The organism is Scytonema sp. PRP1 (assembly GCF_036697665.2).
Lineage (GTDB): Bacteria > Cyanobacteriota > Cyanobacteriia > Cyanobacteriales > Nostocaceae > Kalymmatonema > Kalymmatonema gypsitolerans.
Map to the genome: position 1 here is coordinate 128,505 of NZ_JBAHYJ020000030.1, position 24,708 is coordinate 153,212.

General features: G+C 43.5%; 18 protein-coding genes. 7 read left to right on the plus strand and 11 right to left on the minus strand.

Translation table 11 applies throughout. From position 1 onward, the window contains the following. Nucleotides 1–7: 7 nt before the first annotated feature. Nucleotides 8–286 (minus strand): hypothetical protein, encoded by a 279-nt coding sequence (locus V5G28_RS05855; protein ID WP_332993859.1) that lies wholly within the window; start codon nt 284–286, stop codon nt 8–10. Between the two features lie 127 nt (nt 287–413). Here V5G28_RS05855 and V5G28_RS05860 point away from each other — a divergent pair, with 127 nt between their 5' ends. Both V5G28_RS05860 and V5G28_RS05865 read left to right on the plus strand, forming a co-directional pair. Then, nucleotides 414–536 (plus strand): hypothetical protein, encoded by a 123-nt coding sequence (locus V5G28_RS05860; protein WP_332993861.1) that lies wholly within the window; start codon nt 414–416, stop codon nt 534–536. Between the two features lie 46 nt (nt 537–582). Further along, nucleotides 583–807: a hypothetical protein gene (locus tag V5G28_RS05865; RefSeq protein WP_332993863.1), complete on the plus strand. Its 225-nt coding sequence runs from the start codon at nt 583–585 to the stop codon at nt 805–807. A gap of 55 nt (nt 808–862) precedes the next feature. Here the strand turns inward: V5G28_RS05865 and V5G28_RS05870 are convergent, their stop codons facing one another. Beyond that, a complete protein-coding gene (locus V5G28_RS05870; RefSeq protein ID WP_332993866.1) occupies nt 863–4,132 on the minus strand; it encodes an nSTAND1 domain-containing NTPase in 3,270 nt (1,089 codons plus the stop codon). 75 nt (nt 4,133–4,207) lie between these two features. Here V5G28_RS05870 and V5G28_RS05875 point away from each other — a divergent pair, with 75 nt between their 5' ends. Further along, complete coding sequence (locus tag V5G28_RS05875) at nt 4,208–4,573, plus strand: CU044_2847 family protein (RefSeq protein ID WP_096566334.1); 366 nt, start codon at nt 4,208–4,210, stop codon at nt 4,571–4,573. A gap of 8 nt (nt 4,574–4,581) precedes the next feature. On the opposite strand, the gene V5G28_RS05880 is transcribed toward V5G28_RS05875, so the two are convergent. The 8 genes from V5G28_RS05880 to glmM all read right to left on the minus strand — a co-directional run bounded on the left by V5G28_RS05880 (nt 4,582) and on the right by glmM (nt 14,561). After that, nucleotides 4,582–5,166: a Uma2 family endonuclease gene (locus tag V5G28_RS05880; protein ID WP_332993871.1), complete on the minus strand. Its 585-nt coding sequence runs from the start codon at nt 5,164–5,166 to the stop codon at nt 4,582–4,584. Nucleotides 5,167–5,284: 118 nt separating this feature from the next. Further along, nucleotides 5,285–5,923 (minus strand): peroxiredoxin, encoded by a 639-nt coding sequence (locus tag V5G28_RS05885; RefSeq protein ID WP_332993873.1) that lies wholly within the window; start codon nt 5,921–5,923, stop codon nt 5,285–5,287. Nucleotides 5,924–6,057: 134 nt separating this feature from the next. After that, on the minus strand, nt 6,058–7,251 hold the full coding sequence (gene hpsP, locus V5G28_RS05890; protein ID WP_332993875.1) for a hormogonium polysaccharide biosynthesis glycosyltransferase HpsP: 1,194 nt from the start codon (nt 7,249–7,251) through the stop codon (nt 6,058–6,060). 213 nt (nt 7,252–7,464) lie between these two features. Continuing rightward, nucleotides 7,465–8,640 carry a hormogonium polysaccharide biosynthesis glycosyltransferase HpsO gene (gene hpsO / locus V5G28_RS05895; protein WP_332993877.1) on the minus strand — a complete coding sequence of 392 codons (1,176 nt, stop codon included), beginning with the start codon at nt 8,638–8,640 and terminating at the stop codon, nt 7,465–7,467. A gap of 111 nt (nt 8,641–8,751) precedes the next feature. Then, nucleotides 8,752–9,738 (minus strand): hormogonium polysaccharide biosynthesis glycosyltransferase HpsN, encoded by a 987-nt coding sequence (gene hpsN / locus V5G28_RS05900; RefSeq protein WP_332994042.1) that lies wholly within the window; start codon nt 9,736–9,738, stop codon nt 8,752–8,754. 60 nt (nt 9,739–9,798) lie between these two features. After that, entirely contained in the window at nt 9,799–11,499 is a 1,701-nt protein-coding gene (hpsL, locus tag V5G28_RS05905; protein WP_332993880.1) for a hormogonium polysaccharide biosynthesis protein HpsL, read from the minus strand. Nucleotides 11,500–11,755: 256 nt separating this feature from the next. Next, nucleotides 11,756–12,535 carry a glycosyltransferase family 2 protein gene (locus tag V5G28_RS05910; protein ID WP_332993883.1) on the minus strand — a complete coding sequence of 260 codons (780 nt, stop codon included), beginning with the start codon at nt 12,533–12,535 and terminating at the stop codon, nt 11,756–11,758. A gap of 553 nt (nt 12,536–13,088) precedes the next feature. Continuing rightward, nucleotides 13,089–14,561 (minus strand): phosphoglucosamine mutase, encoded by a 1,473-nt coding sequence (gene glmM / locus V5G28_RS05915; RefSeq protein WP_332993885.1) that lies wholly within the window; start codon nt 14,559–14,561, stop codon nt 13,089–13,091. A 569-nt stretch (nt 14,562–15,130) separates the two neighbouring features. Here glmM and V5G28_RS05920 point away from each other — a divergent pair. After that, on the plus strand, nt 15,131–15,847 hold the full coding sequence (locus tag V5G28_RS05920) for a biliverdin-producing heme oxygenase (protein WP_332993886.1): 717 nt from the start codon (nt 15,131–15,133) through the stop codon (nt 15,845–15,847). Between the two features lie 488 nt (nt 15,848–16,335). Here the strand turns inward: V5G28_RS05920 and V5G28_RS05925 are convergent, their stop codons facing one another. Further along, nucleotides 16,336–20,898, minus strand: coding sequence for a hypothetical protein (locus tag V5G28_RS05925; protein WP_332993889.1), 4,563 nt, complete (start codon nt 20,896–20,898; stop codon nt 16,336–16,338). 936 nt (nt 20,899–21,834) lie between these two features. On the opposite strand from V5G28_RS05925, the gene V5G28_RS05930 reads away from it, so the two are divergent. The 3 genes from V5G28_RS05930 to cobT all read left to right on the plus strand — a co-directional run bounded on the left by V5G28_RS05930 (nt 21,835) and on the right by cobT (nt 24,608). After that, a complete protein-coding gene (locus V5G28_RS05930; protein ID WP_096566354.1) occupies nt 21,835–22,533 on the plus strand; it encodes a Crp/Fnr family transcriptional regulator in 699 nt (232 codons plus the stop codon). Between the two features lie 132 nt (nt 22,534–22,665). Further along, nucleotides 22,666–23,292: a DUF2232 domain-containing protein gene (locus tag V5G28_RS05935; RefSeq protein ID WP_332993893.1), complete on the plus strand. Its 627-nt coding sequence runs from the start codon at nt 22,666–22,668 to the stop codon at nt 23,290–23,292. Nucleotides 23,293–23,384: 92 nt separating this feature from the next. Beyond that, complete coding sequence (gene cobT, locus V5G28_RS05940) at nt 23,385–24,608, plus strand: nicotinate mononucleotide-dependent phosphoribosyltransferase CobT (RefSeq protein WP_332993895.1); 1,224 nt, start codon at nt 23,385–23,387, stop codon at nt 24,606–24,608. Nucleotides 24,609–24,708: the final 100 nt, after the last annotated feature.

Sequence of the window (24,708 nt, forward strand, 5' to 3'; positions counted from 1 at the left end):
AATCTTCCTACTTAATAAAACAGGATAGCTCGTCTTGCGCTTCGAGGAGAGACTCATCTCCTTGGCGAATTGCTCGTCCGTAAGCAAGTACCTCCTCAAAGGCAGGTTCATCTCTGAAAGACCGTGTAATTTGTTGCAGCCAATTCGCTGGTTGAGAAGGCGCAACTTGCTTCTGCAACTGTGCGATCGCTGCTTCTACTGCTGCAAGTCGCTCCTCTAAAGAAGTATTGCTTGCCATTTGAGTTTCCCATAATTCATCGTTTCTGTCTGAAGGATAACGAGTCACAGAGGGTTTGACAATCCTTCAGAATTTTACAAAGTCTGTCCAAAAGAGTTGTTATTTTGCGCTTTTGCATCGCTCAAGCCTTAGCGCAATACGAGAGAAACAAAATAGAAGTTTATAGCTTTGCAGGATGAGCGATCGCCTACAGCATGATTTCGTAGAAAGGGCGATCGCCTATGGCGGACGCTCTGCGTCATCGCGCCCCGGCGGCTCCTCTGGAGCATCGCTCACTTTTGTAGGCTGGGCAGTGTGAACAAGAGTATCTTGTTCCTTGAAAATGCAGTGAGGGGACAAGATTGTTGACTCGTGAGCGAGTATTTGGAACTCGTGGACGAGTATTTGGAACTCGTGGGCGAGTGTTTGATACTCGTGGGCGAGTGTTTGGAACTCGTGAGCGAGTGTTTGGGACTCGTGAGCGAGTGTTTGGGACTCGTGGGCGAGTGTTTGGGACTGGTGGACGAGTGTTTGGGACTGGTGGACGAGTGTTTGGGACTCGTGCGCGAGTGTTTGATACTCGTGGATGAGTATCAGAACTCAATGCAGCACCCTCACATTGTCAAAGTACACAATTGTTAGCCCCTAGGCGTCCCAAACATATTTGCGACAGGTTTTACAAGCTGCTGTTGCTTCCTCAGTTTGCGGGTTCTTGAAGATGGGATGGTGGCGGAGGCGATCGCAGGCAGCTTTGAGTAAAGGCTGCCAGCCAACGCGCCACAACTGCACGGTCTTGTCATGACTGCCACTGACAATCATCTGCCCATCCGAGCTAAAGGCTACTGAACTGACATAAATCGAATGCCCCTTGAAGGGTTGACCGATAGGGTTGCCTTCGATATCCCACAACCGCACAGTCCTGTCCCCGCTACCACTGACAATCATCTGACCATTTGGGCTAAAGGTGACTGACCAAACACTATCTTCATGCCCTTGGAACGGTTGACCGATAGCATTGCCTTCGATGTCCCACAACCGCACGGTCTTGTCTGCACAGCCACTGACAATCATTTGACCATCTGGGCTAAAGGCTACTGAACTCACAAGACCCCCACGCCCCCGGAACGGTTGACCGATAGTATTGCCTTCGATGTCCCATAACCGTACGGTCATATCTCCACTGGCACTAGCAATCATTTGTCCATCTGGGCCAAAGGCTACTGAACTCACAAGACCCCCATGCCCCCGGAAGGGTTGACCGATAGTATTGCCTTCGATGTCCCACAAGCGTACGGTCTTGTCTGCACTGGCACTAGCAATCATTTTACCATTTGGGCTAAAAGTTACTGACCTGACAATATCCTTATGGCCCTGGAAAGGTTGACCGATAGGGTTGCCTTCGATGTCCCACAACTGCAGGGTCTTGTCATGACTACCACTAACAATCATTTCCCTATCTGGACTAAAGGCGACTGAAGTGACAAGGTGTTTATGCCCCCGGAAGGGTTGACCGATAGCATTGCCTTCGATGTCCCACAACCGTACGGTCTTGTCTGCACTGGCACTAGCAATCATTTTACCATTTGGGCTAAAGGCGACTGAAGAGACAGAACCTTTATGCCCAAAGAAGGTTAATAACTCTCTGTCTGCTTCCATCACTCTTTCCAGACTAGTCTGAACTGAGGGAAGAATCTGCTCTGGCATTTTCTCCAGATTCTCTCCTATTGATTGAATTGCCAGAACTAGAGCATCTAGCGGTTGGAAAGGTAGTAAATCCTGCACTCTTAGTGCTTGCTCTCGCAACCTATGTTCAATCAGTACCCTTAAGCGAGGTTTATTATAAGCATTACTGCGTTGATAAAAATCCTTAGCAGCCGCGTCTAAATTCGGTTCCAGTTCAAACGATTTCTCCCGCACTTGCGCTAGCAATCCACCCATCATTAAATTCTCATCGTCCGGAAACTTCTGCCACTCCCGAAGGGCATCTTCCACTCTGTCAATCAATCGCTGCAGTTCTCTATTTTCTTGACGCCATTCAGCAAACTGCTTCCATCCTTCCATCAAAGCTTCATGAGCTAAATCAACCCAAGCTTCTCCTTGCTCATCTTCTTGCCCACTTACCAACAAACGTCCTTGAATTAACTCATTTAAAACATCACTGATTACGTTGTTACCTCTAATAGCTAAAAGTTTCACTTTAGGTTGCCGCTGTCTGGTATCCTTTACACCCTCACCCGTTCGCACCAGCTTCAAAAATATCCGCTTAACCCATTCCTGCTCATGCTCTGTGAAACTTTGATAAATATTTTCCGCGTGCCGATCCAACGCACCAACCACTCCACCCATCGCGCGATACTGCTCTAAGGTTAGCTGATGCTTTTCGCAGTCTCGTTTCTCCCAAAGTTCTGTCAAGGCAAACTGTAACAGTGGTAAACATCCCTGCTCTTTACCCACATCTTGGATAATCTCTCCCAGCAACCCGTCCTCAAAGCGATAACCTTGCAGGTTTGTTGGAGATGCGATCGCCTGCTCTAAATCTGCCCCTAGCAACGGCGGCATATACACTGCCTGATTTTGAATCACTTGAGTCAGCGATGGATAGCTCAAACAGGGTTCGAGAAAATCCGCCCGCATAGTGGTGACAATTGCCAACCGCAAACTTTGTAGAGACGTTGCATCCGAGAGTTCTACAACCTGGGTTAACAACTCAATAAACCTGCGTCTCTCCTCCTCCTTGGGACAAAGGGTAAACACCTCTTCAAATTGATCCACAACTAACAAGAAACGTTCTGAACCAGGGAGACGTTCAATTACGGAACGCAAGCCATCCGGATGAGTGCGGATGAATTCATAAAGCTGCTGAATTTCTTTTGGACGCTGAAAAAATGGCTCAAAAGCTGCTCTCAATTTTGCCAATGGCTCAATTCCTGGTTTAATCGGGTCTAAGATTCGCCAGCCATTTTTCTCCAACTGAGGAACCAAACCCGCACGCACTACGGAAGACTTACCGCTTCCCGACGCGCCAATTATCGGAACAAAGTGAGCCTGAGTAAGTTTTTGTAAAATATCCTCAACAACTTTCTTACGACCGAAGAAAAACTGGGCGTGCTGCTTGTCAAAAGCTTCCAAACCTCGATAGGGGCACTCCTCACGCACAACCCCAGTAACTACCGGATTCTTTGGCGGGTACCAAACGAGAGGAATTGACCTTCCTCCGCCCATGTAGATTGGTTCTTGTCCACTCTGCTTAAGTTCGCGCGATATGAAGCTAAACAAGTCGTTGGCGTTTACTTCACTAGTATCTTGATCAGCCCTATCATGAGACAATCCTCTCAGAACTGCTTGGGTAAAAATGCCTCCTTCGACATCTTCCCGCGCTCTTTCAAATTCACGAGAGGCGGTTATCAAGCAGTAATCCTGTTTGCTGTGGAAAACGGGGAAACTTGACCTAAGAAAACTCTTTTCTAGAAAAGAACCTGCATAGCAGCAGTCTAGCAGTACCACTAAACTAGCAAGCTGAGATTCTCTGATTAAATCATTGAAGTCGTCAAAGGCGATCGCATTCTGTCCATCGCTGCTACAATCAAACGTTGCCAGATAGCCCTTTTGCTTACCTGTCAGGCTTGCTGCTTCAAATCCATGTCCGGCAAAATAAATCAGTGCTTCGTGATTTTTTGCCTTCTCCAGCAAAAACGTCCTCAGTGTTAAACCCAGTTCCTTGCCAGTTAACTTTTTGTCTGGCGCGACACACCAGCAATTTTCACCCTCAATGAGTTTACTAGGTAACGGCTGAACATCAAAACGACCGTGTTCACGGAGTACCCGCGCTATGCTTTCTGCATCGGTGACAGCCTTTGGCAGATTTCTGAAATGGTTATAGTTAGCAATGCCAATCACCAAGGCATATCGAGCCATACTGTCCAACGAACCATAAGGGCGTTTTAGAGTATTCTAACTAAAGATATAATCCGTAATAACTTGAGGCTACCGATGTCAGAAGTACAACGCCTGATAATTAAAGATGACGGTGAAGAGTACGAGCTTTATATTCAGTCGAAAACGGTCTCTGAATTGCCAGAAATAGACGACGAGCAACTAGCATACCGTGGTATTGGCGATATTCTCCCCACAGTTAACATTCAGGAATTTCACGCGAAGCTTCGTGGTTACACCAAATTAGCTCTTGGGGCGTTCAGAAATTTACCTGAAGCTGAAGAAGTCACAATAAAATTTGGCATCAAACTAGGTAGCAAAGTTGGCATTCCTATCTTGGTTGAAGGTTCTAGTGAAGGCAACTTTGAAATTGAAGTTAAGTGTAAGTTTCCTGATAATAAGAAAAATTCTAGCAGCAGTTAAGACTTGCACTACCAAATCTTACTCATATTCAAAACAAACCCTGGCAAAACTTGTTCACCACTGACAGTAGCAGGGTTATCTAAACATTCTTCTGGCATTCCAGGACGATAGATATAAACTTTGCGATGCTTGCGGTCAATCAACCAACCTAATTGTATTCCTGGTTCCTTCATATATTCTTCCATTTTGTCTTTTAAAGGCTGGAGGTTATCAGAAGATGACCGGAGTTCTACGACAAAATCTGGGCAAATTGGGGCAAACCTTTGCTGTTGTTCTGATGTCAGAGCATTCCAGCGTTCCAGTTTCATCCAAGAGGCATCAGGCGACCTTTCTGCACCTGTTGATAGCTTAAACCCAGTACTGGAATCAAAACAAATACCTGTTCCGTCTTGATTTGCCCAAATATAAAGCTCGCCAAATATACTACCGCTACGGTTGCCTGTTTCTGAGCCAGTGGGAGGCATAATTGATATCTCACCAAACTTATTACGTTCGATACGTAAATCTTGATTAACCTGACAGAATTCAAAAAATTGCTCATCTGTCATTTGTAAATCTGGCGGCATTCGTAAAAAAATAGGAGATGAAAGCATAATTATTTTCTCTAACTGCCTACCCGACTGGCTTTATATTTTTTATTCTTACGCAAAAATGCTGTAGGGACGGCAAATTTCTCATCTCTACAGCACTTGGGCGAAATTATTTCAAGATTTACTTATTAGGTTGAGGAGTCAAGCGCAGATAGGGCTTAATTTCCCGATAACCTTTGGGGAATTTCTCCTTCAGCACTTCTGGATCTTTTAGCGAAGGAACGATGACTGTGTCATCGCCATCTTTCCAATCGGCTGGTGTCGCTACACTGTAGTTATCAGTCAACTGCAGCGAATCAATCACCCGCAAAATTTCATCAAAGTTGCGTCCAGTGCTGGGAGGATAGGTTAAGGTCAGACGTAGTTTCTTGTTAGGATCGATGATGAAAACACTACGCACTGTTACCAATGCATTCGCATTGGGGTGAATCATGTCATAGAGTTCAGAAACCTTACGATCCGCGTCTGCCAAAATGGGGTAGTTGAGAGTGGCGTTTTGAGTTTCCTCAATGTCTCCTATCCATCCTTTGTGGGATTCAACATCATCAACGCTGAGAGCTATCGCTTTAACGTTGCGCTTGTCAAATTCTGGCTTTAGCTTAGCGACTTGTCCTAACTCTGTTGTGCAAACAGGTGTGTAGTCTGCGGGGTGAGAGAAAAGTACAACCCAGCTGTCGCCAGCCCATTGGTAAAAGTCTATGTCTCCGGTGGAGGAGGCTTGGGTAAAGTTTGGTACTGTGTCGCCTAGATGGAGAGCCATGTGAGATTCCCTGTAGTTCAGAAAGGCATATGTATTCTATCTTGCCATGATGCCATAAAACCCCGGTTAACCGATTGGGGTTTAGCTCAATGAAACAAAATTTTAGCTTGTGCAAAGTTGCACAAACAGACTTATTATTTTACGTCCAAGTGGGACAAGATTTGATTATACGCCTCAATGGTTTGAAGAGCGATCGCATCCCAACTATAATTTTTCAAGGCATACTCTTTAGCACATAGCCCCCGCCGCTGGCGTTCTGAGGGATTTTGTAAAGCTATACGAAGTAAGTTGGTGAGGTCTGACACATCTGTTGCACCCACCCATCCCGACTCGCTATCACGGACTTCTTGACAAATATGCACTTGGTCTGATATTATAACAGGCGTTTGTGATACCATTGCTTCAGCTACAGCAATGCCAAAATTTTCATAATACGACGGCAAAACGAATAAATCAGCAGCTTGGAGAAGGGCAGATTTTAATTCACCTGTAACAAAGCCAGTGATAGTTGTGTGCGATCGCAGTGGTGAGGTTTGTATCTGTGATTTTATCTTTTCTTCGTAATTTGGGTCTTGGGGATTCGTCCCAGCTAGCACAAAGTGAAAATTTAACCCTTCAGCTAAAAGCGCCTCTAATGCTGGAAGCAGCAAATTCAAACCTTTTTTTGGATCAATGCGGGACATAAACAGCACCAACGGCACATCAACGGGAATACCGAACTGCTGACGCACCTCAGTTCCCTCCTTTTTAAGGGGGGGCTGAGGGGGGATAACACCCAAAGGAATCACCAAATCTCGTGTAGAGACTCCAAATCTTTCTGATACTTTGGCTTCCTGAACACTGGTAAAGTGAATGCCGGCTGCACCAGCTAAATTTGCACGTTCTAAAATTGCCGCATAAAGCTGTTTTAATTGCCTTTTTTTGCGTAAATCTGCTGGATCTAAAGTTCCTAAAGGGCGCAAAATATACGGTAGTTTTTGCCGACGACAAATGGTTGCAGCAACACTGCTAACAGGGGAGAATAGAGCATGAATATGAGCTAAATTAAACGTAGCGGCGTGAAGATTTAACCACTTGAGTAAGTCAACAGAGAATTTGTAGCGACGAAAAGGGGCGCAACGGAAGTATATTATTTTGTAACCATCCTGTTGAATTGGGGTATTTAAGGGAACATCCAAGGGTTCTTGACCACTATCACCATTACTGTCAGTTGTCAGAATTGTAACTTCTACTCCTTGCCGTGCCAATGCAGAAGATAGCCCTAGTACCATTTGACTGGGACCGCCATATATTAAAGAAATTGAGGGAACAATTTGTAGAATTCGCATATTTTGTTAGTTGTTATTAGTCATTCGTTATTCGTAATTAAAAATAGAAAGGTTCAGATTCCCGACTTCTTTAAGAAGTCGGGAATCTTGTTGTTTAAAGTCATAAGATAATTTAGAACCACGGATGCACACAGATTAACACAGATAATTTATCTGCGTGCATCTGTTTTAATCTGTGGTTTCATTTTCATGACATTGGTTTCCGCAAAAGATTTAATGACTACTAACAAGTTCTTTATAAAACTCTAATTGCTGTTTTGCTAAAGCTTTATTTGTGTATTGAGTCATTGCTTTTTGATAACCCATTTCACCTAATTTTTTAGCCAATTCTGGTTTGTCCATCAATTGAACTATGCAATCAGCCAGTGCTTTGGCATCTGCTTCAGGAAATATTAATCCAGCATCACCAACCACATAAGGAATTTCGCCGGAATTGGAACCTATAACAGGAACTTTGCAAGCCATTGCTTCTATTAGTACATGACCAAATTGTTCTTTCCAACCAACAGAAGTTATGTTTTTAAGCTTGTAATTTGTTTCCGATGGCAAGACTAAAGTACTCATTAAATTAATATACTTTGGCACTTCATCATGTGAAACGCTTTCTACCAAAATTATTCTGTCTTGAATATTATGTTCTGCTGCTTTCTCCATTAATTCTGACTGCAACGAACCACGCCCTAAAAGCAAAAGTTTCCAATATTTATCTTTCAAAGTAGCTAGGGCGTTGACAAGAGTTAGTAATCCCTTTTCTTGAACAAAGCGTCCGACGAATCCCACAACAAAATCATGTGGTTCAATTCCTAACTTGGTTGCTAATTCTGGCTGTGGTGTGGGAGTAAATAAAGTTTCATCTACACCCAGTTGGGGCATTACTTTTATTTGTCCTTTGTATCCCTGTTGCCGTAAAATTTCTGCACCATCTTGATTACCTGAAATAATACCGTGGCTGTGGGTTAGGTTATATTTTTCTAATAAAGATACTGGAAATTTCAGGTTATAGGGTAGATTCCACCAGGTAAAAAATACATTTTTTGCCTTGAGTCCTAATAACTGATTTAAAGTAATCATTTCAGCATAAGCCAGTCCCCTAGATCCTTGTTCTACTTGAATAATCTGGGGACGGAACTTTCCTAACAAAGGTATCAAATCAGCGCCAAAAGTCAGCAGTCCTTGATGATTTTGACTAAAGTTAGAAACGGGAACTATGCGAAATTTGCCTTCATCACGATATTGAGTTTCAATTATTTTGTTCTGAACACCGCCAGGTTTCCACTTTTTTGGTACGACAACTGTTACTTCAATTTCAGGTTCTAGTTGAGATAAAATACGTAATTTTTCACAGTTAATGTCTACAATATAAGTGTGGCTTGCTACGATAATTTTCATTTCTATTTTTAATAGAGAATTTAGAATATTGAACCACAGATGGACACAGATGGACACAGATAATACATCAGAAAGATATCTATCTGTGTAAATCTTGTGTTTATCTATGGTTTAAATACTTTTAACTTGTTCATCTATGTGAGTGTACATTTGACCATCATTCCAAATTGATTGAATAACAGTACCTAAAGCTTTCAAAAAACCTAAAGAGTAGAAAACCCCGCGAGTGAGAATTTTGATGGGAGAACCGCTTTTGTGGCAAGGAGGGCGTCCGAGAACGTGACAGTCAAATAAACGGGCGTAGAGGCGTAATGCTTGGGTAGCGGTGAGGTTTTTCAGCCCCATTAAGAAATGGTTGTGGTAAAAGGTGAGTTGATATTTTAGAGAGCGCATACTAATATCATGGCAACCTCCCGTTTCTTCTCCAAGATGCACCAAATGTGCGTCTGGATCGTACCAAATCTTATATCCAGTCTGCCGCAATCTTAAACAGAAATCAGATTCTTCTCGCACCGCACTACCGCGAAATCTTTCATCAAATCTCAGTTTGTGTTTGGTAAAAATTTCGCTGCGAAACGACATATTACAACCCCTTGCTGTTAGCACTTCTTGGGGTTTTATTGTATGCACTAAATCTATATAATACCAAGCAATTCCTGGATCCATCGCCTGAGGAGGAAGATATTCAATCTGCAATTTTCCCCCAGAATCACCTAATTTCATTCTGTCAAATACGCGTCCAGCAACAGCCCCCACTTCTGGGTTTTCCAAATAGTTTTTTGCATGCGCTGCTAAAAATCCATCTGGTAACTGTACATCATCATCGATAAATAAAATAATCTCACCTGCTGCCCGCCGCACTGCATAATTCCGCGCCCCTGGCAAACTTGCCCAATTTAAACGGAACCATTTTATTTTACTGGCTGCGGTTAATTCCTCCAAGTAAGCTTCAACTTCTGGATCATGTTTCGGGGTTTGATCCACAACCAAAACTTCATAATTTGGGTAGTCCTGTTTCAGGACATCGGCAATGCTATCGCGTAGTGGTTCCTCACGACAGTAGGTGGGGATAATCACAGAAATTAAAGGAAAATTCATATTAATAGTCATTAGTCATTAGTCATTAGTCATTAGTCATTAGTCATTAGTCATTAGTCATTAGTTCTCCCTCTGCTCCCTCTGCTGCCTCATCTCCCTCTGCTGCCTCATCTCCCTCATGTTCTTCCTCCGCACTCCTTTTGCTTGTGCCTCTACGAGTCTTTCTTGCTTATCTATTTCTGGCAATTTCAAAAGGACTCCAGCAAAAAACCAGTAATAGACAGCTACCGGATCAACGTCCAAAGGATAATAGTAGGTGTTATAACTTATAAACAGTATGAAGACCCACAAAGCACCTGCATAAGTTCGGAAAATAGGGTTTTTGACTGAGCGATAAGTTTGGAAGCACACAATTGTTAAAGTTGTGACTAAAGCAATAAACCCTAGCAGTCCCAATGGTCCAATTTCATGGAGTATTTTGGGATAATAGGTTTCCACCAGTTTGGTTTGACCTAGCAAACGGGCAGAGTTAGTAGCACGTCCTAAACCATTTCCTAAGGGTCCATCTAAATTTTTCCAGACCTCCGCAAATTGCTGCACAATAAACTCTTGTGGCGGTGAAGCTTGCCAGCGTGCGTTCAAACTTTCTATCCTCTGTCCTACGATTTCAGGATTAGCTACCATTGCAATTCCTAAAATAATGACGAGTCCGACTCCTATAGGGAGAAATCGTTTCAGGTTGCGAATTTCACCAGTCAGCAAAAGCAAAGCGACAAAGCATGCAGGCACTAATGCTAAGGCTATTCTCTGCCCGGAGACAACTGCATTGATAAAGACTAATGCCATAGAACCTAAACTGAGAACCCGCCAGATTCTAGAAGGGTCACTAAAGCCACAGGCAAAGGCAAAAAAGGTGCTGGAAATTAAGAACCATGCCCACTGCCAAGGCGCAACAAAGGTTCCTGGTAGACGAATGACCCCTTGGTCAGGACTATAAATGAGAGAACCACCAATGAAACAACGCGCTTCAATTGATGCTCTGAATTGGGCTGCTCCTTCTAAATATCTAGTGCCTTGACATATCCCTCTTGATAATAATAGGTATTGAACAAGTCCTAGCACACAGCACACTAATATGAGAACAACCTGTAGGCGCGATAAAAATAGGAAATCTCGCTTATTGCGAATGAGATAATAAGCGCAACCTATTAAGGGTACATAGCCCAAAAGTACTTTCAAACCCAGTATTCCCATACCTATCGGTATTTCCAGCTCTGAATTATCCGATAGTTGAGTGGAGGGCGGGTTGAACTGCTGTCCTCCATTGACAAATACCAGCGTGAGCAGACATATGCCCAACAAAATAAACAGTGGGGTTTTAATGGCTTGGGGAATAATCAGGGGTAGCCGCTGCTTACGACAAATTTGCCACAGTGCAATCAGCGCTGGAATGTAGAAGGAGTCTTTGGCTATTTGAAGTATGGGACTATTGCCAATGTAGTAGGTGATGGTACCGCCAAACGGCACGTAAATCAGGAAGGCAAAAAGGGCTTGACGGGGATATTTGTAGGACAAAGCAATAGTAATGATTCCCAATAAACCTGGGACTGCTGCCTTGATTCCACCGACAAAAGCCATGAAAATGCCAAAGAAGATACCGCCAACAATAACGGGGATTAAAAAATTGGTGAATTCTTTCCGTGCTTGTGCAGATTTGCGCTTCTGGGCTAAACGTTCTTTGAGGCTAAGGGTTGGAGTTTCCTTTTGCTGCTGTTTTTTGGCTTTTTTGTATTTCTTGGATTTTAGCTTTGCTGTCAGCATGGCGGCGCTTTAAGAAGAATACAGAATGCAGAACGCAGAACACAGAATATCCCCAGATACAAATTTGGGGGATTGAGTAAGGAAAGAATTCTTTTCTCCCTCCCTAATTGAATCTAAGGGCACTATACACGCAGCTAGGAACCAGAATGAGATCTCGATTTTAAACCCCCCTGATCATTCTCATCCGGTGAGTTCTGAGTTCTTTCGTCGGTAAATATGCCCGTTAAGTTGTGAGCGATCGCTTTATTGTTACAGATTATCTTGAATATAGCGGTTCTGTTCTCACTAAATTTTTATTCAATGGATATAAATTAAATTCTTCGCGAATTGATTGATTTAAGCCTTTACGATTGAATATATTAAATGTTAGCTTGGTTGTTCCGTAATAAAGATTTTCTCCAGTGGCAACAATATAAACGGCACCTGGGAATGGTAATTGCTGGACATGATTACCATTTTTCGCTAAAGTTTCTCTGACTTTCTCGTGGTCAACATAGAATCTATAGTAACCATAACCACGGTTGTACTCTGGATTGTTCGGTAGATTATTCAAGTCATACCTGAGAATATTGCAACTTCCACAAATTTTATAAAAATTTCTTCTTTTAACATATATAAAATCACTGCCGTCTTGATACTTATAACCTTTATTTATAAACCAACCATTACAATTACTATTTTGACTGACAAATTCTGCTAAATACTTGCTGACACAATCATCAGCATCAACTGTCATAGTATAAGTTGGAGAAAATTCTTGAGCATGAATTAATCCCTTGAGAATTTTTCGTCCTTTATCGGTATGCCCTCTAGAAAAGGCGTCAGGCTCGTTTGCTGCTGGAAAATCAACTTCAATATATCTAACGTAAGGATGATGAAATTCTAGCCGTGGTCGCTCATGACAAACAACAATCACCCTATAGTCTGATGAAGTCTGATTGCAAATTGATTTAATGGTTCTTTCAAATAACTTGGTTACAAGCTCCCAAGATTTGGAAACTTGCGGGCTTTTGAGGGGTATGACAAAAACTAGCATCAAAACTTACGCTAATATACAACTTTTTGCGCGGATGAGGACTATCAAAAATTTTTAAAACCTGGATATAGGTCAATACTGTTCAGTTAAGGGTTAATGATAGGAATTTTAGATTTGTAGAAACGCGAAATTTGGCGTCTGAACAGGGTTTGTTGGAAGGTTGATTATCTTATCTGAACTGTATTGAGGTATAAGTACAGACGTGTATATCACGTTTGTACAGTGGAGATGACTATATTAATAAAATATTATCCTTAAAACTTTAAATGAAATTAGAAAATTTTTATATAAATTTTACAAATTTTGTGCAAACAGTAGGTTGTACAGCAACAGCCAAGGTGCGTACGACGCTAACAGATGATAAAACCTAGACACAAAAAGACTTTTGACCCAGTCCCCAGTCCAAGCGTCCCCTGCTATACATCCCACAGACTGGAATGTCGATACAAGAACAAAGCCCGCGTCGGCGGGCTTGTTGGAGTTATTGACTTGCAGAGTTTCTTGGCTGCAAGTGAGAATTAACGAGTTAAATATATCTAACGAGGGATTATTTTTAAGCTGCTATGTGTTGCTGGACTTGGGTGACTAATTCATTTGTCCAGTAATGAACAAGTTCGGCTGCTTCGGCTTCTACCATAACTCGGATGAGTGGCTCTGTCCCAGAGGCACGAACTAAAACTCTACCAGAATCTCCCATTGCTGCTTCGGCGCGGGCGATCGCCTGTTGCAAAGGTTGGCATTCTTTCCATCCCAAACGCTTGCATCTGTCTTCGACTCGCACGTTGCGCAACAGTTGCGGATACGTTTGAAAGCTTTGATCCACCATTTCTGATAGAGGAACACCTGCCCTTTGTACCAAAGCTGCTAAATGTAAGGCTGTTAACAAGCCATCTCCAGTCATACCATAATGACGGCAAAGAATGTGACCAGATTGTTCACCGCCTAGCATTCCTCCAGTTAAGAGCATTTCCGCCTGGACGTACTGATCACCTACTGCTGTGCGAATGAATTGACCACCGACTTGCTTCCAAGCCCTTTCAAAACCTAAGTTTGCCATGACAGTGGAAACAATCAGATTATGGGGCAGTTCTTGCTTTTGTTGCAAGCTGTGTCCCCACAAATAGAGGATATAATCTCCATTGACTGGTCTACCTGTGTTATCTACAGCTAAAACGCGATCAGCATCGCCATCAAAGGCAAAACCTAAATCAGCATTGTGTTCTTGTACCGTTGCTTGTAGAGTTTCTAGGTAAGTTGAACCGCAGTTGACATTGATGCGATCGCCATCCGGTTCGTTATGCAAGCAGATGACTTCTGCCCCCATCTCCGTAAATACGGATGGTGCTAAACCAACGACTGCTCCCCATGCCAAATCTAGAACAATTTTCATGCCCTGAAAATTCATGGCACCGTGCAGGGGTTTTTTCAACGCCTCAAGATAATTTTCTACTAAGTCCAAGCGCGAGTAATGCCGTCCGCAATGACTACAGTCAGCAGAACCCACACCACGCAGTCCAGCTTCTATTTCTGTTTGCAACCCTTGGGATAGCTTCATCCCATTTGCGCCAAAAATTTTAATGCCGTTGTCTTCTGGCGGGTTGTGGCTAGCAGAAATCATGACTCCGCCGATGGCATCGGTGACGCTGGTGAGATATGCAACGCAGGGAGTAGGACATAGTCCCAAATACCAAACTTCTAACCCTGCTGCTGTTAACCCTGCACTCAAGGACATCGCTAGCATATCGCTGGAGTTTCTGGAGTCTTGTCCAAGGATAACTGGTCCTGGATTTGAAGCATGGCTACGCAAAACAGTACCTGCCCAAAAGCCCACTTGTAATGCCAAAGGCGCACTCAGCAATTCTCCTACTCGTCCCCGAATACCATCTGTGCCAAATAGGGGTGTTGCTGGAAGCGATATCAAGTTAAGCCCAAAACTCGCTTCATTGACTTTCTTTTCCAATTTCTCAACTTCAGAATCAGAACTCGCAGGAATGCTACCTTGAGTCGGAGTTATATATGAAACCATAATAAAAAAAGCTCCACATAATTAAACTGGAGAATAACACTTTAAACTTTATTGAACAATTCCTACTGATTACCTTTTAATCGGGACATTTTGGTATTTTTTCTTTCTACAACTTACTCTGATTCTTGTATCCTTTCCGCAAAATTACTTATAAGTCTTTTCAAGCGTTTGTAAAGATATTGTAAAATCAGTATTTATACTAAAGTAAATTGTTAACTCCGCCTCAGCAATGCTAGTCGTATGCCGCTTGCGACAAGGGAGACAAATCAATTCAAAATTCAAAATTCAAAATTCAAAATTAGAAATCTCTCCCTCATCTGCCTCATCTGCCTCATCTGCCTCACTGCCTCACTCCCTCATCTGCCTCATCTGCCTTGTCTTGTGAAATCATTGCAAAACATCTGTATTCAAAGCCCAGCAGTCTTTAGTCCTCAATGTGGTCATCTAAACTTAAAAAATATTAATAGAAATTCTCATCAAATGGTTTTACTGTAACGTTTTAGTGGCTTTTGTAGCCGTTCGTAAATTAGAACTCCAGCAGTTGACCTTTTAAAGTCGAGCAATTTAGCATGAGCAGTAATTTAGCAACAAAATTACGTGTAGGGACGAAAAAAGCCCACACAATGGCAGAAAATGTAGGTTTTGTCAAGTGTTTTTTAAAAGGAGTTGTAGAAAAAAACTCTTATCGGAAGCTGGTGGCTAACCTTTACTTCGCCTATTCAGCGATGGAAGAGGAGATGGAGAAGCACCGCAATCATCCGATTGTTTCAAAAATTAATTTTGCAGAACTTCACCGCAAGCACAGCCTAGAGCAAGACCTAAGTTATTACTACGGTGTAAACTGGCGAGAGGAAATCAAACTCTCTGCAGCGGGGGCAGCATACGTACAGCGGATTCGGGAAGTGTCTGAAAAAGAACCAGAACTGTTAGTTGCCCATTCCTACACCCGATACCTCGGAGATTTGTCTGGCGGGCAAATTCTCAAAGGCATTGCCCAAACTGCGATGAACCTTTCTGATGGACAAGGTCTCGCCTTTTACGAATTTGATGATATTGCTGATGAGAAGGCGTTTAAAGTCAAATACCGTCAAGCTTTGGATGAACTGGCAATAGATGATGCTACAAGCGATCGCATTGTCGATGAAGCAAATGCCGCCTTTGGTATGAACATGAAGATGTTCCAAGAATTGGAAGGCAATCTGATTAAAGCCATTGGAGTCATGCTGTACAACAGTATCACAAGGCGTCGCACACGCGGTAGCACGGAACTCGCAACTGCTGAGTAAAGCTGAGTCAATACGATTAACACAACTTAACACAACATTTTGATCAATTGCTAGGGGCAGCGTCTCTGGGATTATCCTTGTAGAAAGGGAGTCGCGGGGAAGTTGCCCCTAGTCAATTTTCGTTTGGATGCAGTACGCTTTAACCCAATACAGTTCAGTTAAGGATTGATCCTCCCTAGCCCTCCTTAAAAAGGAGGGAACTAATACCATTTTACGAAAAGGATGATACAAATCGGTAGTCTAGAGACGAGAGGTGGCGCGTCTTTACAGAATTTCAATGTATCGCGATTAACGTGAAATGGTATAAGCCCCCTTTTTAAGGGGGTTGGGGGATCTTAACAAAACTAAACACCACTAACTGAACCGTATTGCGCTTTAACCCCACCCCTTAATCCCCTCCCCGCAAGCGGGGAGGGGCGGTTTTGGCGCAAGCCAAAGCCGGGGTGGGGTTCTAACTGTATTGCAACGAAACCAGAAGCGCTATATGTCTAATCAACAACCCCCAAGGCGAAATTAACCGTATAAGGTTCCTCTAGAGATTGCTGAATACTCGCTTTTAGGCAATCGAGATAATGAGCAACAACTCGCAGTTGTTCCACATTAGGGCGATAGGTGAGGCTTCCTTGCTTTTCAAAAAGTGGTGCAGCGCTCATTGCCTTATAATCAGCATTTTCAGATGAAGCTTGGGTAAGGCTGATGGCATCTAGGCTGGTGGGGATTAAACCAGGGGGTAACTCACCTTCCAAAAAAGCCAGCAGGCGTTGTTGACAACTGCGCGTGTTAATGCCACGATTCTCAAATAACTCGATAACTTCGCCAAAGGATATGGCTCTGGTTGGGAAAATTCGCAGCAATTCTGTGAACAGGAAATAGTCGGTGTACTGTTGTCTAGGGACTTCTACCACCTGAGGATGCAGCGGTAGCACCGCCAAACCATATGCAACCCGACTGCAAGAGGGAGAGCCATTTTCACCGAGATACACATCTTGGATAATTTTGGCGTTGGGCAGTTTTTGTCGCAGCCAACGACTCACCGCCCCTAAGGAAGCAACTCCGCCTGTTAAGATAGCTTGATTGATTGCTTCTGTGGGTATGCCTTTAGCGACCAGTAACTTGTTGAGTTCTCGGTTGAGGCGGCGCACAAATGGGACAAACACCTGGCTTTCTAAGTCTCGTCGCTGCAACACCCATCGCTGATCTGCCAGTTCTAGGGTAAAAGATTCTTGATGTTGCAAAATCAGCTTGAGGGCGATCGCTGAATCTATAACTGCCTTTCCTAAAAGAGAACTTTCCAACCGCTGCTGTAAGCGAATGCGCTCCATGATATCAGCTTCCCCAGGTCGAGGCAGGTTCAATTCTTCCAACCCCAAACTAGAAAAGCGCATCTGTTCTAAACCAGGAATTGCTGGTTGCCAATGCGAAGGATTACTGGTAACAGTTTTGTTATCTTCCTGCATAGGCATACGTGGTTGTCGCCATTTTGATGGGAAGAGCAGTTGACAGATAATGTCTTGCTCTAATCCCTTGCCAGCATAAGCAAAACCGTGGAGCATGAAATTACTGTGGCTGAGGTCTTCCAGATTTTCTGGCAAATCAACCAGCGCCATTTCTGTTGCACCAGCACCAATATTGATTACGAGGGTATTGCCAACTAAAGGGCGATGGCGCTTTTCTCCCGCTTCGCGATCGCTACTTCTTGCAGGACGAAAACCTTGACGACCTCTGATTTTGACGATTTCACCTTCAGCACCATCGAGTTCGCAAAGCAAGCAGGCAATTCCTTCCTCCACAAAAAAGACTTGTTGCGGATGCTGGACTAATTTGCTAATGAGTAAAGCTTCACGGATGTTGAAGCGATATTGTTCCGACCAGTTGGATGGACAAGTGCAAATAACACCAGTAATATTGCTGATGATACTTTGGAAAGTTTCTTGGTCTAGACCAACAGCACCCGCAGTTAAACCCAAAGTTGTGCTACTGCGATCCGACGTAAATGTTAACAGCAATTTTGAGAGCGATCGCACAACCCAAACTAATGGAACCGTGGAAAATTCGTTTAATTGCAAAACTGGTTCCCAATAAGAGCGATCGCTCTTGTAAGGTAGAGCAATGTGCAGATAAGGCTTCAACTGCGCCGAAAATAAGTTTTGCGTTGGAACCGCAGCCGACTCAGGTAGTGTAGAACCCGTCGCTATATCCTCAGGGACTTTTTCTTCAGCCACAGGCGCTGGTGGTATTTGCTCTTGTGCTTCTTTGCTTTCTGTTTCAACCCAATCCCGAATCCCCAATCCCGAATCCCCTTTACCACTTACAGAAGCCGTTGGCAAATAAACTTCTGCTGGTAAACGAAACGACCTTTTTACAGAAGTTGCTTCCGGTTGCGTTTCGGCTGACCAATAAAGAGGATACACCTCACTTGTGGAGCGATTTAACAGAGCCGCAGAAATTCCAGTTGTCCCCAAATCAATTCCTAAATACCAAATAGATTTAGGAGTATTTTGTTCGTGTGGAACGTCTGTATCGTTGCTTGAATGAGAAATTGAAACAGAAGAACCATCAACTGTTTCTTTCACGATACTTTTATTTTCAATTTCCGCCGCATGCGCTTCTGTTGCGATTGGATCTGGCTCAGTCTCTGCTTGCTGTGGTAAGGGAGATAGGCTCTCAGGTGGATTTTCTAAATTTTCTGGCTGAGTTAAGGGCTGCAACAGAGCATTTATTTCCCCATCAAAACTCGCTAAATCCTGTTCCAATTGCTGCAACTGCGCTTCTTCCAAGGAAATATCAAACATTTCTGTAGATTGTTCTTCTTGAAATAGCAAATTTTCCTCTGGCGAAGCGGGAATGTCATTATTTGAAGACTGCTCTAGATCAGGATTTTGAATCTCGACTTGTGAAGTTTCGCGTGAAGTTATCTGTGGAGGAGTTTCTACAACTTCTGAAGTAACTGGAGTTGTGATTAGTGCTTCAGCAGAGGATGGCATTTCAAGCAACTGTTCGGCATCACTTATAGCAAGCAGTAGCTCACTGAGCACTGTAATTGTATCTTCACTTGCTGGACTAACTGAGCTAGTGGTGCTTGCGAAAGAAACAACCTGAGGGTGATGGCGCTTTTCTCCCGCTTCGCGATCGCCTCCAGGCGGTAACTCTGCAAATGTATTTTCCTGAAGTGTCGAGGATTGTTCTGTCGCTAATGAAACATCTTGTGTATCTTTAGCGTCATTGCTACTTGGTTCCAAAAGACCTGCTTGGGGTTCCTCCGACCAAGGATCGGGAAGCTCAACAGTAGCATTGACAACCTTTTCTTGATTTGTTCCACCTTCTAATGGAGTTTCAGAGAGATGAGACACCGAAGAAGGAGTTGTAACATTTTCCGAAAACTCATCTGTGACATCTCTGGCTTCATGGGTTGCCACCTCCGGTGCCTCAAAAGTCACCTCATACAGGAAACCCTCTGATGGCAGTTGATGAGTTGCAGTTAATGGTGGAGTGTCAGCAGGCGGGTTTACTGTTGGCTCGATAGATAACTGATTTGTGGCATCTGTAACCTCCGTTGCCACATCCGTTACATCTGTAACCTCATTTGTTGCCAGTGGGGTTACTGTTGGTTCAAATAGGTCATTTATAATACTTGTAACTTCATACTCATTGGTGACAGACGCAGATAATTTATCAGTGACATCCGTCTGTTGATCTGTTGTCACAGCAAGTGGCGTTATCGTTGGCTCTTCAAATAACTCATTGATTTCACTAGAGTCAGGCGCAGATAACCTATCCATAGCCTCTGTTGCCACATCTGTCTTAGATGAGGTTACTGTTGGTTCAAATAACTCATTTATCTCATTTATCTCATTTATATTTATAACTTCATTATTGGTAGCAGGTAACTTATCCGTGTCATTTGTTACCTCAATACCAAACAAACTGGCGTAAAGTTGGTCTATTTCATCACGAATTAACCCGGAACTCAGCCGATGTATCCTACTCGTATTAGGAGGAGTCTCTATAGTAGAGCTTTGCTCCTCTTGCGTGTGCTGAAACACTGCATCCAAATCAGATGTACTACCAGTTTCTTGTGCTTCCAGGCTTATAGATTGATTTTGCGTGAGTGAGGATGAAGCTTCTGCTTGTTGAAATTCAACTAACTCTGAAGCTAAGTCTTGAGATTCTGTTGCGGTTTCATCTTTTAGATCCTTTAACGGTTCATTAGTCAAAGTTGGTTGCTGCAACTGAGAAGTCAAATTACTGATTAAGCTTGCTAACAACTGTTCGCCTTGCACTCCTTTGCTGTGCATTCTTGCCAGTGCTTGAGACAAGGACTCCTCATAAGTGTGAATATTGCGCTGTAATGCCTCAAAGACAACATTCACAGTTCCATCGAGAGCGAGTAACTTTTGATCCAGATCCCTAGCAAGTCTTGACAAATGCTCCATTTGATCGGGTGGAGTCGAAGCGGTTGCAGGTTCTGTATAATCCTCATGACTTGCAAACAAAGAAGGAGCAGTATCAATTTTGAAAAACTGCGGCATTTCAGAACTTGTTGTAGTTTCCGCAAGTTGTTGTGTTGAATTAGGCACAACACGACTGCTGAGAACCTGCAAAAATTCTGAAATTATCTGCTCCTGATTCGCTAATTGCTGTGCTAGAGAGTAGTTATGCAGCCGCTTTTGTTCTAATTGCCTGATTTCCTCTACAAGATTTGCTCGTTCTTGCAACAATGTTTTTATTTCTTCTTGCAAAGGCGCAAGCACTGCCGCTAATGCGTTGCTTTCTTGTCCCGCCACAACATAAGCACCTTCCTCTTGCTTTTCATTCTGCTGTGGTAAGGACTGGTGAGAACCGTGTTCAACAAATTTTGCCACCAGAGGCGATTCTTGTGGCTGGGTTTGAGCATCATTTTCCGATAAACTGACTAAGAAATCGCGAATTCGTTCTAAAACCTGTCGTGGTTCTGAGGCTTGAGTGGAGAGAAACCTAGACAGGCGCTTATTGGTTATTAAGCGGTCAATATCTGCGATCAGTTGTTGAGTTTCTGCTGCACGAGAAGTCACGTTAATTTACCTTATCTAGAACTTTAAGTCAGGTGATACCAATTCAAAATTCAAAATTCAAAATTCAAAATTAAGAAAGCCTAAGATAACTAGGGTTTGGGAGTGTGTATCTGTCGCATTCTTTTTTCACGCTTGGTGTGGTTATAGAAATTTTTCAACGCTTGCAACTATTCGTTATGCATCATGTGGGCGTCCAGCAATATTATGGCGATTTGGAATTGAGTGCAATACACCCTAGTTCTTTAATCGAAGACAGCGATGACTACGAACTTGTACTTCATCCAAAGAAGAGCTGTTATATTTGTCAATTAAATTTGTCAATTAACCTTGATCTACATAATGCATGGCGGCTTCCTGTAGGAGTGGACAGTCTTTGCCGCAGGAAATAGTCGGTCGTGGCTTACCGAAAACAGGTAAAAATTATAGATTAGCAAAAATTAATTACTATGAGTATTATTAATTTAATTGGTCTATAGTTTTAAGTAGTAATCTTTACTAAGAAGTATTCAGGAGTCAGGAGTCAGAAATACACCTAGGGTGGGCAATGCCTACTATATCTGGGTTTTGCTGAGCATTGCCCACCCTACAGAATACTTTTTTTGGGGAAGTATTCGGAAGTCTGTGCCAGAATTAGGCTCACGCTTGCTAGTCACACACGGCTATACTTGTCTCTTACAAGCCCCAAGCGGTAGGGCAGGGGTTAGTGATACTGCTGCTATTCCCCAACCACGGAACTGCAAGCCGTACACCCTTTGTTGCAAAACTTTAGCCAAATTTTAAGCTGTAACTTAATACTTTTTATAAAAAACGCTTGGCTCGCTTTATTGTGTAACATAGTCTATTTTTAGATTCTAGTGGCTGTACTTTGATAGCTTAGGCTAATAAAGGTACTGTTATTTTTTTGTATATTGCAGCTTATATTAGAAAAATCTCGTAATGGAAGACCGGTATAGCGTACAAGCAACTACCAATCCTCTGATGCACTTGGCACCGTTTTTTCAAGGCTTACCAGAAACCGTTGTAGAGCAGGCTCTTACCCATTTAGTAAGCCGCACTCACCCAGCTAATCAAGTGATTTTGTTGGAGAATGACTGGGGAGGATCCGTATATTTTATTGTAGAAGGATGGGTAAAAATACGTACTTACAATTTGGAAGGCAAAGAAGTAACACTAAATATTCTCGGCAAGGGAGAATTGTTTGGTGAAATGGCAGCTCTTGATGAAGTGCCTCGTTCCACCGATGTCATTACCCTGACTACCACGGTGATTGGTAGTATGCCAGCACAAGATTTTCTCAAGTTACTTCAAACAGAACCAATGGCGGGAGTCCGATTGGCGCAACTGATGGCACGTCGGTTACGGCAAGTGAATCGGCGATTGCGGTTAAGGGAATCTGACAGTCAGTCGCGGGTAGCAGACACGTTATTGTTTTTAGCCGAGGGACAGGGAAAGAAAGGGGAAGGGGGAACCAAAATTCCCAATTTACCTCACCGGGAATTGAGTAGTTTGAGTGGACTGGCACGAGAAACAGTCACACGAGTATTGACAAGGCTGGAAAAAAAAGGCTTGATTAAACGGGAGCAGGACGTAATTTGTATTCCCGATTTGTCAGCCTTAGAAAGAATGATAGTTTAACAGTCTTCTCAAAAAAGAACTCAGAACTCTGTACAGTCAACAGTGAATTGATAACTGAGTTCTGTGTTCTTCTGATTTCAACCCCCGAGTAAATGAATGGTTAGGCAAACAAAAGACTTTAACAAGACCTCAATGAAACTGGAAACGCCGTTGAGAATCGTGGAAACGGCGTTTTTAGCTAGCACGGCTAGCTTAATCTGGTTTATTAATTTTTACTTTCCTTTGGGACCTCTGTTACGGATATTTTTCCCCGTGCCGATCGCTCTGGTGTACCTTCGTTGGGGCAAACGAGCAGCATGGATGGCAGCAGTAACATCCGGGTTGCTGCTTTCGGTGCTAATGGGACCAGTCCGCAGTTTGCTGTTTGTCATGCCCTTTGCCTTCATGGGCGTACTTTTGGGAGCAACATGGAATCGCCGTGTTCCTTGGATTGTTTCCATCACCTTGGGGGCGCTGCTAGGGACCATAGGAGTCTTTTTTCGGGTGTGGTTGACGTCGGTACTCTCTAATGAAGACCTTTGGGTTTACGTCATTAACCAGGTGACGGATTTTATCGAGTGGTTATTCCTCAGACTAAGCATTTTGGCGAATCCCAACGTATTTTTTATTCAGGTGGGGGCGATCGCCTTAATTCTTGTCAACAACTTTATCTACCTATTCACGGTACATATAGCAGCATGGCTACTGTTGGATCGCCTAGGCAATCCCATCCCTCGCCCTCCACGTTGGGTGCAAGTGATCATGGATTATGAAGAATAGTCACCCCTTAGGGGAATTCGCTCATTCGCTGATTCAAAATAAAATTGTTTCGGTCATTTGTCATTATTTGAATAATTCTTAACCAATGACTAATGACTAATGACTTTATTTGCATTTATACTCAGACTGAACAGGCTCAGGAATGGACAGCTAAGTATCGCGCTTGTTTACCCGTATTTGCCTGTGTTTTAGGATTTACCGAAACTGGTTTGATTCCAGGTATTTCCGCAGCAGGTCGCACTCCAGAAGATCGGAAATACACGGCTTGTGCGGATGCTGAATTTTTATACTACGGTTCTATACATAAGCCGAAGTATCCTTTACCACCATTAGCTGCTGGAGCTTCCCCCGTCCTCATTTCCCGCGCCGTGGTTGAGGCGCTAAATATTCCGGTTTATTTATTCAATGCTGGTTTACCTCAGCCTCCTGCTGTCCCAGCCATTGATTTAGGTGGCTATCCGGCTCAGTGTTTGAGTCAAGGTGCTGCTATGGAACTAGCAACGGTACACCACCTGTTCAAACAAGGGCTGGTTTGGGGTGAACGACTAAGTAGCAAAACTGAAAACAGGTACTTTATTTTAAGCGAGTGTGTCGTAGGAGGAACGACAACCGCCCTCGCAATTTTAACTGGCTTAGGCATACCAGCAGGAGGAAAAGTCAACAGCAGTCACCCCGTTTGCAATCACGAGCAAAAGTGGGCGGTGGTACAAGCTGGGCTTCTGAAGATTTGGGAGAGAGGGGAATCAGAATTTAAACTCTCCTCTGCTCACTTGCTCTCCTGCTCTCCTGTCCCGATTGATCCCCTCGAACTCGTGGCTGCAGTAGGCGATCCCATGCAAGTTGTAGTCGCTGGGATGGCGATCGCTCTGAGTCGCAGTTGTGGCGTTTTGCTTGCTGGTGGAACGCAAATGCTTGCCGTATATGCTCTAATGTGTGCCATTGCTCAAGCTTACACCTTATCTTGGCGACCAGAAGAAGTGGTCATTGGAACAACCCGTTGGGTAGCAGAAGACCCAACGGGTGGCACAATAGAATTAGCCCGGCTAGTGGGTAGGAGCAGCATAACTCCTGACGGAGTCGCTCCGTCGTTACTAGCGACTGGGCTGAGTTTTACTAATTCCTGTTATCCGCAACTTAGAGCTTACGAGCAGGGTTTTGTCAAAGAAGGTGTCGGTGCTGGAGGCGCTTGTATAGCTGCTCATTTGAGCCGAGGTTGGCAACAACATCAACTTTTGCAAGCCATTGAAGCTCAATTAGAGCAATATCAAAAGAATTCCGAATTGCGAACTTACAACTCGGAATCTAACCAAGCGTAGAATGTGCTTGGTTCAAGCTTTAAAAGAATTTTCTTTTTGCTTAAGAACAGCCCCTTTAAGAGCAGCAGATTAATCCACATCCCGCGCGTGAGGTGGGTTT

Excerpts from the sequence above, each read along its gene's own strand:
- V5G28_RS05860 (WP_332993861.1), top strand. The coding sequence starts at position 414 with ATGAGCGATCGCCTACAGCATGATTTCGTAGAAAGGGCGATCGCCTAT.
- V5G28_RS05870 (WP_332993866.1), bottom strand. The coding sequence starts at position 4,132 with ATGGCTCGATATGCCTTGGTGATTGGCATTGCTAACTATAACCATTTC.
- V5G28_RS05875 (WP_096566334.1), top strand. The coding sequence starts at position 4,208 with ATGTCAGAAGTACAACGCCTGATAATTAAAGATGACGGTGAAGAGTAC.
- V5G28_RS05880 (WP_332993871.1), bottom strand. The coding sequence starts at position 5,166 with ATGCTTTCATCTCCTATTTTTTTACGAATGCCGCCAGATTTACAAATG.
- V5G28_RS05885 (WP_332993873.1), bottom strand. The coding sequence starts at position 5,923 with ATGGCTCTCCATCTAGGCGACACAGTACCAAACTTTACCCAAGCCTCC.
- hpsP (WP_332993875.1), bottom strand. The coding sequence starts at position 7,251 with ATGCGAATTCTACAAATTGTTCCCTCAATTTCTTTAATATATGGCGGT.
- hpsO (WP_332993877.1), bottom strand. The coding sequence starts at position 8,640 with ATGAAAATTATCGTAGCAAGCCACACTTATATTGTAGACATTAACTGT.
- hpsN (WP_332994042.1), bottom strand. The coding sequence starts at position 9,738 with ATGAATTTTCCTTTAATTTCTGTGATTATCCCCACCTACTGTCGTGAG.
- hpsL (WP_332993880.1), bottom strand. The coding sequence starts at position 11,499 with ATGCTGACAGCAAAGCTAAAATCCAAGAAATACAAAAAAGCCAAAAAA.
- V5G28_RS05910 (WP_332993883.1), bottom strand. The coding sequence starts at position 12,535 with ATGCTAGTTTTTGTCATACCCCTCAAAAGCCCGCAAGTTTCCAAATCT.
- glmM (WP_332993885.1), bottom strand. The coding sequence starts at position 14,561 with ATGGTTTCATATATAACTCCGACTCAAGGTAGCATTCCTGCGAGTTCT.
- V5G28_RS05920 (WP_332993886.1), top strand. The coding sequence starts at position 15,131 with ATGAGCAGTAATTTAGCAACAAAATTACGTGTAGGGACGAAAAAAGCC.
- V5G28_RS05930 (WP_096566354.1), top strand. The coding sequence starts at position 21,835 with ATGGAAGACCGGTATAGCGTACAAGCAACTACCAATCCTCTGATGCAC.
- V5G28_RS05935 (WP_332993893.1), top strand. The coding sequence starts at position 22,666 with ATGAAACTGGAAACGCCGTTGAGAATCGTGGAAACGGCGTTTTTAGCT.
- cobT (WP_332993895.1), top strand. The coding sequence starts at position 23,385 with ATGACTAATGACTTTATTTGCATTTATACTCAGACTGAACAGGCTCAG.